We start from the raw sequence: 11,793 nt of genomic DNA on the forward strand, positions 1-11,793 counted from the left end.
GTGACGATTAGGCAGATTGAGGCAGAAAATGACGATCACCAGCGAGGCCCCCCATCCCTATGGACACCAGCACCGCAGCCGGTTGATGAACAATTCTCTGGCCAAGGGCAGCCTTGCTACGGCCATGCCTTTAGTGCTGAGCTTTGAGGCAAACTGGCGGTTGCGTACAGTCGTTCTGCGCGGGTTGGGACTGGCCATGATGGTCAGTGCCAGCGGTCTTTGGTTGTTTCCCAGCAGTTCCGCTGATCCTGAGCTAAATCTGATGAAGGTTGGGGTTTCGGTGCTGTTCTTTGTGTTGGGTTTCGTGCTGACGACCCTGCGGGATCTGCGCAATCAGCCTGAGGCCTGTTTTGATCCGGTGCGCCGTGAGCTGCGCGTGCTGCGCCGCGATGCCCATGGGCATCCCAAAACCGTACTCCGCCGCAGCTACGATACCATTGGCGGCGCCCGGCTCAGCGATGGAGCGGTGCAGCTGTTCGAAAATGATGGCAGCTTGCTGATCGAGGTGCCGCTTGGCAGCACGGCGGCCCGCAGCCAATTGCGCGATCAGCTGAGCGGTGCTGTTCAATTGTACAGCTGATCCAATCACGTCCGCGTGAGTGCAATTGACCCGAGACACCGGGATCTAGAATAAATTAAGGGCTCTGCGTCATCGCGCAGGGCCTCTGTTCTTTTCTCAACAGGTTATGTTGGAAAATGCCGGTTTCATTTCCGTGTCCCAGACCACAGGTTTAGCCTACGAGATCAAAATCTAGACACCTTGCATCACCACTCTACTCCAACGGAGCAAACACAAATGAAAAAGATCCTAGCAGCTGTAGCACTTGTCGGCCTGAGCACCACCGCAGCCCTGGCGGCCCCCGAGAAATACGTGCTGGACTCCAGCCACAGCCAGGTTGTGTTCAACTACAACCACCTTGGGTTCTCCACCACCTGGGGCATGTTCTCGGGCTTTGAAGGCGAGATCATGTTTGATCAGGAAGCCCCTGCAAACTCCAGCGTTTCGGTCTCGATGCCGCTCAGCTCGATGCTGACCGGGTGGCAGGCGCGTTTTGATCACTTCATGTCCAAAGATTTCTTTGCCGCCAATGGCGACGAGCAAGTCACCTTTACCTCCACCAAGATCGATGTGACCGGCGACAACACCGCCAAGATCACCGGTGATTTGACCCTGAATGGTGTTACCAAAGCCATCGTGCTGGATGCCAAACTGAACCAGGCAGGTGATCACCCAATGGCGGGCAAGCCCTGGGCTGGTTTTGACGCCACCACCACCCTGGTGCGCTCGGATTTTGGTCTGGGCAAATTTGCCCCATTTGTCAGCGATGATGTGCCGCTGCAGATCTCTGTTGAGGCGATGAAGGCCGATTAAGAGCCGAGACAGTTCTTTAGGATCTGACCCGGACAAGGGGTCTGTCTTAACAGAATGCCGCCTCCCAAAGGGGGGGCGGCATTTTTTTGCTAGGCGCTGCCGTCACAGCCCTCTCGCCAGCTGGAAGCCACCAGTGTAGGAGGAGGAAGCTGCCCGAGATTTGTGCGGGGGTTTTGATCTGGGAGTGCTTTATGGCTGATCTATTGCTTTTTATTCCGGCCTGTTTTGCCTTGAACCTGGCCTTTGGCCCAAATAACCTCATGGCGCTGACCAATGGAGCCCATCGCGGCGCTTTGTTTGCGCTGCTGGCTGGGCTGGCCCGTTTGCTGGTCTTTGTGCCCATGATTGGGCTGAGCGCCTTGGGGCTGGGCCTGGTGCTGTCGACCTCGGCTCTGGTCTTTACGATCGTAAAAATCCTTGGTGCGGGCTATCTGATCTGGCTGGGGATCAAACTATTGATCAGCACAGGCGCCAGTGGCGGGTCAGTGGGGGCGGGTGCTCCCCTGCGCCTGGATGATTGCTTCCGGCGTGAGGCTTTGGTCGCCCTGGGCAATCCCAAGGCCATCCTGATCTTTGCGGCCTTCTTTCTCCAGTTTGTTGATACGGATGCCTATGTGCTGAGTTACCTGACGCTGGGCGGAATTTTCCTGCTGCTGGAGGCCCTGGCGATCCTGATCTATGCTTTGGTTGGGGCTTTTGCGGCCCGGACGGCCGCGTCCAAGCTGCATTGGTTTCAGCGCGGTTCTGGCGCCGGGATGATCCTGTTTGGCGTGCTGCTGCTGTTGACCAAACGCCCTGGGCTTGACCAGGGCTGACAGCCTTTTGCTCTTTGGAATACGGAAAAAGCAGATATGGCTTCCCCAGAGGTTCTGGGAAAGCCATGACATGTGGACCTGATGGCGCGGCCCCAGGGCGTTCAGCGTGATTTCTGCGCGGTCAGGGCAATTGCAAGCACAACATTAAAGCCCAATGTGCCTTCGTCTTGGGTTCCCTTGCCAATCTCAAAATCGAGCCGGTTGACGCTGGTCTGGCTGCTCATCACAGCGCGATCCCCGTCAAAGCGAAGGTCAAAGGGCAGGGTGAGCGGCAGGCTCTTGTCGCGAATGCTGAGGGTTCCAACCGCCTGATAACCCGTCTCCAGCCGTTCCAACGCAGCCTCAAAGCGCGCCTTTGGGTAGGAGGCGACATCAAAATAGTCCGCCCCCATGGCCTGATCGGTCACCGTGCCGAGGCTCAGCGAGGCGATGTCGATTTCGACCTTCACTTGACCCGCGGGACCGGGGGCTGACGGGTTGTCAAAACGGATCTCCGCCTGCCAGCTGCCAAAGGTGCCGCTGACACCGCTGCCCATCTGTTGGATGGTCAGGCCCAGGCTTCCGTCTTCTACGATCCAATTGCCCCTAGCTGCATCTGCGCTGTCCTGGTTCGCTGTGGAGGCCGCGCTGGCATCCGCCGAGTCAGCGCGGCTGTCGGCCACATTCGGCGCGCTATGGTCATGGGGCTCTTGCGCCAGCATGGCTCCGCCCGTCAGCACCGCCGCCCAAATCACTAGGGCAGCAAGAGCTGGAACGGGGCTATGCTTTTGTGCCGGTGGCACCGGCAGGTCGCCGGATTTTGGCAACATGCGGCGCAGTGTGGCGTCGCGGTCGATGACGACATGTTTTAGAGCCCCCGCCACATGCAGTCCAACGGTGATCAACAAAGCCTTGGTCGCCACCCAGTGCAGGGCGCCAAACAGCGCGGCGATATTGTCGGATTTTGGCACAAAGGGAAGCTCTTGGCCAAAGGGCCACCAGATGGGGGCAAAGCCGGTGCTGGCAGCATGGTGGATCCAGCCGGTCAAAGGGGTGGCAACCATGGCGCCATATAACACCCAGTGTACCACCTCTGCCGCCAGGGCTTCGGGCTTGTTTTCGGGGTGCAATAGGCCAGGCTTGGGTTGGTTGAGGGCCCAGAGAATGCGGGCCAAAGCGGTAAAGAAGGCGGCAACGCCGATGGTTTTGTGAATCGAGAACAACAACATGGCGCGCGACAGGGTCTCGGCGGAACCATCAAAACCGGGGCTCTGGATCTCATGAGCGAGGTCGCTGGCATTCAGGCCCAGCACAAAGGCGGAGATCAGCAAAAGCGCGGTGAGCCAGTGAAAGCTCTTGCTGATGCTGCCATAGCTGGAGGGGGTGTTTTGGGCGGACACGGGGGCTGTTCCTTTTGCTGATCCAAAGCAGGGGTGACCTGCAGGTATGATAAGACTTAATTTAGCCAGGCAGTCGGGTCATGCAATGGCAGGCAATGTCCACCTGCGAACAGGACTTGTGCGCAATACGCAAGGGCGCGGAGACAGCTGTCGTCACCATCGACTGCGGAGGCAGGCGAACTCGGGTCAGTTCTCTTGTACGTTGGGTCAGCTGCGGCTAAACCGATGAAAACGACAGTGAAGGAAGTGACCTTAATGACGATCGCATTTGTATTTCCCGGCCAGGGCGCCCAAGCCATCGGTATGGGCCAGGCATTGGCAGAGACTTATCCGGCCGCAAAGGCTGTCTTTGACGAGGTGGATGCGGCCCTGGGCGAGGATCTCAGCAAACTGATCTGGGAGGGGGATATCGAAACCCTGACCCTGACCCAGAATGCGCAGCCTGCCCTGATGGCGACCTCGCTGGCCGCGATGCGGGCGTTGGAGGCCGAAGGTGTTGCCATTGATCAGGCCGCATTTGTTGCAGGCCACTCGCTCGGCGAGTATTCGGCGCTGGCCGCTGCTGGGGCGATCTCGGTTGCGGATACCGCGCGCCTGCTGCGCACCCGTGGCGAAGCCATGCAGAGCGCAGTGCCAGTGGGCGTCGGCGCTATGGCAGCCCTGCTGGGGCTGGATTTTGCCACCGTCAAGGAAGTGGCAGCCGAGGCCGCTGCCGAAGGTGAGGTGGTGCAGGCCGCCAATGACAATGACCCAACCCAGGTGGTTGTGTCAGGCCATAAGGCCGCCGTTGAACGCGCCGCAGAAATCGCCAAGGGGCGGGGCGCCAAACGCGCGGTGATGCTGCCGGTCTCGGCACCATTCCACTGTGCCCTGATGCAACCTGCTGCAGATGTCATGGCCGAGGCCCTGGCCGCGGTGGAGGTCAAGGCACCTGCGGTGCCGCTGATTGCCAATGTGCGCGCCGATGTGGTGAGCGACCCAAGCGAGATCCGTCAGCTTCTGGTGGAACAGGTGACCGGTTCAGTACGCTGGCGTGAGAGCGTCCAGGCCATGGCCGCCAAGGGCGTGACAGAGTTTTGGGAAATTGGCTCTGGCAAGGCCCTGTCGGGGATGATCCGTAAGATCGACCGCAGCCTGGCCAGCCGCCAGTTTGGCACCCCCGAAGCGGTTGCTGCCGTCAAGGACGCCTGACCCCGCGTAGATTAGATCGGTGTGGCCCGATGTGGCAGGAATAGCATAGGCCAAGCACCTGAAAACAGAGGAAATGACATGTTTGATTTGACTGGAAAAAATGCCCTGGTAACCGGTGCTTCGGGCGGCATCGGCGGCGATATCGCCCGTGCGCTACACGCAGCGGGGGCAACCGTTGCGCTTTCTGGCACCCGCGAAGCCCCGCTGCAGGAACTGGCAGCTGAGCTTGGCGAGCGGGCCCATGTGCTGACCTGCAACCTGAGCGATGCCGAGGCCGTTGAGGCCCTGCCGAAACAGGCCGCTGAGGCCATGGGCAGCGTGGATATCCTGGTCAACAATGCCGGCATCACCAAGGACAATCTGTTCATGCGGATGAAGGATGACGAATGGCAGAGCGTGCTGGAGGTGAACCTCACCTCGACCATGCGCCTGTGCCGCGGCGTGATGCGCGGGATGATGAAGGCCCGCTGGGGCCGGATCATCAATATCTCTTCCATTGTGGGCGCCACCGGCAACCCCGGTCAGGGCAACTATGCCGCCTCCAAGGCCGGGATGATCGGCATGTCAAAATCCATCGCCTATGAAGTCGCCAATCGTGGCATCACGGTGAATGCAGTTGCGCCTGGATTTATTGCCACGGCGATGACGGACAAGCTGAATGATGGCCAGAAAGATGCGATCCTGACGCAGATCCCAGCCGGGCGTATGGGGGATTCGAAAGAAATCGCTGCTGCGGTGCTCTATCTGGCCAGCCCCGAGGCGTCTTATGTCACCGGAACCACCCTGCATGTGAACGGCGGCATGGCGATGTTCTAAGGTTTTTGCGCTTTGAGAGGGCGGTAATCCTACGCAAAAACGTTGCAGAATCGCCTATTTCAGAGCACAAAAAGCCCCCGGGTCACCTGGAATATCGCACTGATATCAACAGGGTCCCAGAATAACTTGGCGCCACCCCTTGTCCCTGACACGGGGCAGTGCCATCTGCTCGACAGGGCCAGTTGAGGCAGAGCATCGTCGGAGGCAGTTGATGGTGCGAAACCATTTGCCTCTGAGCTGGTCTGTGCTATAGGCGGCCCATATTCGTCCTGACGTTTCTCTCTTTCTGGGGGCAGCGATTGGGTAGCTTCCGGTATCGGAAGCAGAACCGCCCGCATCGGGCAAAACAATGCCACCCTCAGGGGAACGGGCAAAACCGGGCAAGCTGCCCTGAAGAACGAGGAAATGACATGAGCGACGTCGCAGACCGCGTAAAAAAGATCGTTGTAGAGCACCTGGGTGTTGAAGAAGAAAAAGTGACCGAAAACGCGTCCTTCATCGACGATTTGGGTGCAGACAGCCTCGACACCGTTGAGCTGGTCATGGCATTTGAAGAAGAGTTCGGCATCGAAATCCCCGATGATGCGGCCGAAACCATCCAGACATTTGGCGACGCAGTGAAGTTCATCACCGAAGCTTCCTAAAGTCCCCTTCACAGCAATGTGATTGTCGAAACGGCGCTTTCCACCAGGGAAGCGCCGTTTTGCGTCTCCCCCTCTTGTGTGTTCTGGAGAAGGCTGGACTCATCCTGCGATGGTATGTGCTATCCTGCAGGGGTTGAGCAAACAGGAGGAACTTCGAGATGCAGATTTATCCAACAATGGAACTGCTGGACGGTCACTGTGTGACCCTGGAAAAGGGACGTCTGGACGAGCCGCTTGTTTGGCATGTGGACCCAATCGAGAAAGCCAGAGAGTTTGCAGCGGCTGGCGCCGAATGGATGCATCTGACCGATTTCAACGCAGTCCAGGGCGATGACAGCAACTCTGATCTGGTCAAAGAGATCATCCGCACCGCAGGCATTCCGGTACAATTGGGCGGCGGTATGCGCAGCCGCGACAGTGTTGAATCCTGGATTGACCAGGGGGCCGGACGGGTTGTGGTGGGCACCTTGGCGGCGCTGGATCCGTCACTGGTAAGCGAGTTGGCCAAGCAACACCCCGATCAAATTGTCCTGGCGGTGGATGTCTGGCAGGGGCAGGTGATGACCGAAGGCTGGCTGAAAGCCGGGGCTTTTGAGCCGGAAACCTATATCACCGCCTTTGGCAATGCGCCATTTGCAGGAATCATCGTCACCGATATCGACAGCGACATGGCGGATGTTGAGGCTCAGCTGGGGTTGATTTCCGGACTGGCAGCGGCGGCGCATTCTCCGGTGATTGCCAGCGGTGTGGTGCGCAATGCCGATGACCTGTCGCGGCTGAAATACATCAACAATATCGCGGGGGCCCTGGTTGGACGCGCCTTGTTCCGCAAGACCCTGTCTCTGGAAGAGGCCCTGGAAGTGGCGCAACCGCTGCCAGAACAAGTGGCTGAATTCCTTTAACCAAACCTCTGCCTCCCCTGTGCTGGCCGATGCAATGCTCGGCCTGCACAGGGGATTGCCCGATCGGGGGGAAATCCCCTTTGGGCGAGGTGCTCCCCCGGTTCGGATGGGGGAGTGCTGACAAAAACCGCGCTTTCTTTGACACGGGCGGCGGTCTTTCTCCTGTTTTTTGGGTCTGCCGCTTGGGCGGTCGATTGGTGCACTTGCACCCCTTGGGCATTACAAGCTATTTGGGTGAGCGAATTGCCGAGGCAGAGGAGAGCAAGGAATGCGTCGAGTCGTTGTAACCGGATTGGGATTGGTCACACCATTGGCGACCGGAGTCGAAGAGACTTGGTCGAGCCTGTTGGACGGTCAGTCTGGCGCCGGGCCAATTACGCTGTTTGACGCTGAGGCCAGCGGTGTTGCAACCACCTATGCCTGCGAAGTCACCCGTGGCGACGGCAGCGAAGGGACTTTCAACCCAGATGACTGGGTGGTGAAGAAAGACCAGAAAAAGATTGATGACTTTATCCTCTACGGTATTGCTGCCGCCGAAATGGCCGTGCGCGATGCTGATTGGGCACCGGAAGATACTGAAAGCCTGGAACGCACCGGCGTGATGATTGGCTCAGGTATCGGCGGGCTGAGCTCGATCGCAGATACAGCCGTGATGATCAAGGAAAAGGGCCCGCGCCGGGTCTCTCCCTTCTTCATTCCCGGAGCGCTGATCAACCTGATTTCAGGTCAGGTTTCCATTCGGTTTGGTTTCAAAGGCCCCAACCATTCGGTGGTGACCGCCTGTTCGACCGGAGCCCATGCCATTGGTGATGCGGCGCGGCTGATCAAATCCGGCGACGCAGATGTGATGATTGCAGGCGGAGCCGAAGCGGCCATTTGCGAGATCGGTATTGCCGGCTTTAATGCCTGCAAAGCGCTGTCGACCAAACGCGCCGACGATCCCAAATCGGCCTCGCGCCCCTATGATGCCGACCGCGATGGTTTTGTTATGGGCGAGGGCGCCGGTGTGGTGGTTCTGGAAGACTACGAACACGCCAAGGCCCGGGGTGCCAAGATCTACGCCGAAGTTCTCGGCTATGGCCTGTCGGGCGATGCCTATCACATCACGGCCCCTTCCGAGACCGGTGAGGGGGGCGAACGCTCGATGCGTGCGGCGCTGAAAAACGCAGGTCTTGAGCCCAAGGATATCGACTATATCAACGCCCATGGCACCTCGACCATGGCGGATACAATTGAGCTGGGTGCAGTGGAGCGCATGATGGGCGAACACGCCGAGGGGGTGACAATGTCCTCGACAAAATCGGCCACTGGGCACCTCCTGGGGGCTGCCGGCGCGATTGAAGCGATCTTCTCGATTCTGGCGATCCGGGATCAGGTGGCGCCGCCCACCATCAACCTCGACAATCAGGCGGTAGAGACCCCGATCGATCTGGCGCCCAATGCCAAGCGCGAGCGCAAAATCGAGGTGGCCTTGTCCAACTCCTTTGGCTTTGGCGGCACCAATGCCTCCGTGGTCTTTGGGAAGCCCAAATAAATGTGGCGTAGCCTGGCTTCAAATATGATGACTGTCCTGGTGGTGGTGCTGTTCCTTTTGGGCGGCGTCATCCTATGGGGTAAGTCGAAATATACTGCCGAAGGGCCGCTGGAAACGGCGATCTGTCTGCAGGTGCGCCCGGGGTCAAACATGACCCGGGTGAGCGCCGATCTGGAGGGCCAGGGGGCGGTCACCTCTGGGATGATGTTCCGGCTCAGTGCCAAATATGCCGAGAAATCGAACCAGCTGAAGGCCGGGAGTTTTCTGGTGCGGCCTGGATCCTCGATGGAGGGGATCCTTGAGCAGATCACCCAAGGTGGCGCCAGCACCTGCGGCACCGAGGTCGTCTACCGCGTGGGCGTCACCCGCGTGCGCGCCGAAGTGCGCGAGCTGGATCCGGCCTCTGGAAAATTTGTCGAGCGGGCCGAGTTTGAACTCGGCGTTGATGAGGCTCCGGCGATCTTTACCGAGCTGAAAGTTGCAGCCGATACCCGCTTTCGAGTGGCGCTTGCTGAGGGCGTGACCAGCTGGCAGGTGGTAAATGCCTTGCAGAATATTGATGTCCTGTCCGGCGACCCCGGAGAGCGTCCGGCAGAGGGCATGTTGGCACCTGACAGCTATGAAATCATCTCGGGTCAGCCCCGCGCTGATGTCCTGGCGCAGATGCAGGACCGGCAGGAATTGCTGATTGGCGCAGCCTGGGAAAACCGCAGCGCGGATGCAGCAGTACAAACGCCCGAGGAAATGCTGATCCTGGCCTCGATCATCGAGAAGGAAACAGCTGTTGCGCGCGAACGCGGTCAGGTGGCCAGTGTGTTTACCAACCGTTTGAACCGGGGGATGCGTCTGCAAACGGACCCGACCGTGATCTATGGCGTCACCAAAGGTGAGGGCGTTTTGGGTCGGGGGCTGCGTCAAAGCGAGCTGCGTAAGGTCACGCCTTGGAACACCTATGTGATCGAAGGCCTGCCCCCCACGCCAATTGCCAACCCCGGTCAGGCGAGCCTTTTGGCGGCGGTAAACCCGGATGAGACAGACTATCTGTTCTTTGTTGCAGATGGCACCGGGGGCCACGCTTTTGCCGAAACGCTGCAAGAACACAATCGCAATGTCGCCAAATGGCGCCAGATTGAGGCAGAACGCAACAACAACTGATCACGCTGCCTTGATCGGCTCGTTGCCCAAAATTTCGACCCGCTTCCGTCTCCTGACGGTGGCGGGTTTTCGTTGCTCCCATGGGGAGAGCGGTTCATCTGATGGTCCGCAATCGTTAAGATTTCCTTTTGTTCTAGACCGCTTGGCAACCTCGCCTCATTTGACTTTTCGCTGTGTCCTGGCCTAGTTTACTGCGCAGCTGGAAAAGACTGGCATCCAATTATTGGCCTGCTGAACCGAGGTTCTGTGCCAGGTTTTGATCGACTTGTCTTTTGGCATGCCGGGGGTCCTTTGATTGAAAGGCCCATGCTCAGATGTCCCAGACAGAGCCACACTCCAAATCTCAAACCACCCAGGATCTGTTCCAATCGCTTCAGCGCTCTATCCAGCGCCTGCGTCAGGAAGCCGAAGAGCTGCAGCTGCGCCTGGCTGATGACGGTGCGAAAGCCCTGAACAGTGCGCTTCCCCGGATCGCAAAACTCGAGGGGCTTATCAGAGACTGCCAGAAAGTGGAGAAGACCCTTGCCGAGCAAAACACCCAAGGTGCCACAGACCAACTCGGGCTTGATCTTGCCGAGGCCCGGGCTGAAATCAGCCGCCGCCTGGATCGCCTCCGCAGCTCCCAAGGTGCAGAGCACCTTGATCGAGGAGATGAGTGACAATGCAACCCTCTCTCTGCCCTATTTGTTCGAGGTCTGGGCCCATGCGCATCAACTGCCGCCTGAGGGGCTGTGGCGCTGCTGGGTGATCCTCGGGGGGCGGGGGGCCGGCAAGACCCGTGCGGGGGCGGAGTGGATCCGCCGACAGGTCGAAGGCGCCAGCCCACTGGCCTCAGGGCGCGCGCGGCGGTTGGCTCTGATCGGTGAGACCTATGATCAGGTCCGCGATGTGATGATCCAGGGCGACAGCGGCCTTCTGGCCTGTTCGCCCCCGGACAGGAGGCCCCAGTGGAAATCGGGCGAACGCAAGCTGATCTGGGCCAATGGCGCTATGGCGCAGGCCTTTTCCGCCCATGACCCCGAGGCACTGCGGGGACCTCAGTTTGATACCGCCTGGGCGGATGAGCTGGCCAAATGGCGCCGCGCGCGTGAAGCTTGGGACATGTTGCAGTTTTCCCTGCGTTTGGGGGAGGACCCGCGGCTCTGTGTGACAACCACACCGCGCAATGTCTCCCTCTTGCGCCAGCTATTGCAAAACCCCTCGACGGTGCAAAGCCACGCGGCAACAGAAACCAACCGGGCCAATCTTGCAGCCTCGTTCCTGACGGAAATACGGGCCCGCTACGGTGGATCGCGTCTGGGGCGACAAGAATTGGATGGTGTGCTGCTGAGCGATGTCGAGGGGGCGATCTGGCGGGCGGCGCAGCTGGAAAAGCTGCAGGTGACCGCCGCACCAGAGCTGGATCGCATTGTGGTGGCGGTTGATCCGGCGGTGAGCGCGGGCAAAGATTCGGATGCCTGCGGAATCATCGTCGCCGGGGCCTGTCTTCAGGGGCCTGTGCAGGACTGGCGGGCCTATGTTCTGGCGGACCGGACTGTACAGGGGCTTGGGCCGCTGGCCTGGGCGCGACAGGTGATTGACACCTACCACGCCTTTTCCGCCGACAGGGTGGTGGCTGAGGTCAACCAAGGCGGCGCTCTGGTCGAAAGCCTTTTGCGGCAGGTTGACCCTCTGGTGGGCTTTCAGGCGGTGCATGCAAGCCGGGGCAAAGTGGTGCGGGCTGAACCCGTTGCTGCCCTGTATGAGCAGGGCAGGGTACACCATCTGCCGGGCCTGGCAGAACTGGAAGAGCAGATGCGCCAGATGGCCCCGCAGGGCTTTCAGGGCCAGGGCTCGCCAGACAGGGTCGATGCGCTGGTCTGGGCCCTTCATCAGCTGGTTCTGGATCCGGCGAGTCGCGGCAATCTTCCGCGCGCCAGAATGGTCTGAATTCCGCTGATGCAACAGCAGGTGAGGCGGTTTTTCTGATGGGGATGAATGCGTTA

At 59.5% G+C, this 11,793-nt stretch carries 12 protein-coding genes; 11 read left to right on the forward strand and 1 reads right to left on the reverse strand.

The features are described 5' to 3' along the window. Positions 1-28: 28 nt before the first annotated feature. The 3 genes from AN476_RS10795 (at position 29) to AN476_RS10805 (ending at position 2,187) form a co-directional block, all read left to right on the forward strand. Positions 29-580, forward strand: a complete 552-nt coding sequence (locus tag AN476_RS10795) for a hypothetical protein (RefSeq protein WP_253279883.1) — start codon at positions 29-31, stop codon at positions 578-580. A gap of 216 nt (positions 581-796) precedes the next feature. Continuing rightward, complete coding sequence (locus AN476_RS10800; protein ID WP_054461586.1) at positions 797-1,372, forward strand: YceI family protein; 576 nt, start codon at positions 797-799, stop codon at positions 1,370-1,372. Positions 1,373-1,563: 191 nt separating this feature from the next. Further along, complete coding sequence (locus tag AN476_RS10805; protein WP_054461587.1) at positions 1,564-2,187, forward strand: LysE family translocator; 624 nt, start codon at positions 1,564-1,566, stop codon at positions 2,185-2,187. Positions 2,188-2,288: 101 nt separating this feature from the next. Here the strand turns inward: AN476_RS10805 and AN476_RS10810 are convergent, their stop codons facing one another. After that, on the reverse strand, positions 2,289-3,566 hold the full coding sequence (locus AN476_RS10810) for a cytochrome b/b6 domain-containing protein (protein ID WP_054461588.1): 1,278 nt from the start codon (positions 3,564-3,566) through the stop codon (positions 2,289-2,291). A gap of 255 nt (positions 3,567-3,821) precedes the next feature. On the opposite strand from AN476_RS10810, the gene fabD reads away from it, so the two are divergent. The 8 genes from fabD (at position 3,822) to AN476_RS10850 (ending at position 11,737) form a co-directional block, all read left to right on the forward strand. Continuing rightward, complete coding sequence (fabD, locus tag AN476_RS10815; RefSeq protein ID WP_054461589.1) at positions 3,822-4,757, forward strand: ACP S-malonyltransferase; 936 nt, start codon at positions 3,822-3,824, stop codon at positions 4,755-4,757. A 78-nt stretch (positions 4,758-4,835) separates the two neighbouring features. Continuing rightward, the gene (gene fabG / locus AN476_RS10820) at positions 4,836-5,573 is read left to right on the forward strand and encodes a 3-oxoacyl-[acyl-carrier-protein] reductase (RefSeq protein ID WP_054461590.1); all 738 of its coding nucleotides are present in this window, start codon (positions 4,836-4,838) and stop codon (positions 5,571-5,573) included. A 410-nt stretch (positions 5,574-5,983) separates the two neighbouring features. Further along, complete coding sequence (locus tag AN476_RS10825) at positions 5,984-6,217, forward strand: acyl carrier protein (RefSeq protein WP_009808171.1); 234 nt, start codon at positions 5,984-5,986, stop codon at positions 6,215-6,217. Between the two features lie 158 nt (positions 6,218-6,375). Then, positions 6,376-7,119, forward strand: coding sequence for a HisA/HisF-related TIM barrel protein (locus tag AN476_RS10830; RefSeq protein ID WP_054461591.1), 744 nt, complete (start codon positions 6,376-6,378; stop codon positions 7,117-7,119). Positions 7,120-7,387: 268 nt separating this feature from the next. Then, on the forward strand, positions 7,388-8,653 hold the full coding sequence (fabF, locus tag AN476_RS10835) for a beta-ketoacyl-ACP synthase II (protein ID WP_054461592.1): 1,266 nt from the start codon (positions 7,388-7,390) through the stop codon (positions 8,651-8,653). After that, positions 8,654-9,808 (forward strand): endolytic transglycosylase MltG, encoded by a 1,155-nt coding sequence (mltG, locus tag AN476_RS10840; RefSeq protein WP_054461593.1) that lies wholly within the window; start codon positions 8,654-8,656, stop codon positions 9,806-9,808. 314 nt (positions 9,809-10,122) lie between these two features. Continuing rightward, entirely contained in the window at positions 10,123-10,467 is a 345-nt protein-coding gene (locus tag AN476_RS10845; protein WP_054461594.1) for a hypothetical protein, read from the forward strand. Continuing rightward, positions 10,460-11,737, forward strand: a complete 1,278-nt coding sequence (locus tag AN476_RS10850) for a DNA-packaging protein (protein ID WP_157063739.1) — start codon at positions 10,460-10,462, stop codon at positions 11,735-11,737. The genes AN476_RS10845 and AN476_RS10850 overlap by 8 nt, the downstream gene beginning before the upstream one ends. Positions 11,738-11,793: the final 56 nt, after the last annotated feature.

It is taken from the genome of Phaeobacter sp. 11ANDIMAR09 (assembly GCF_001294455.1).
In the GTDB taxonomy this organism is placed as follows: domain Bacteria; phylum Pseudomonadota; class Alphaproteobacteria; order Rhodobacterales; family Rhodobacteraceae; genus Pseudophaeobacter.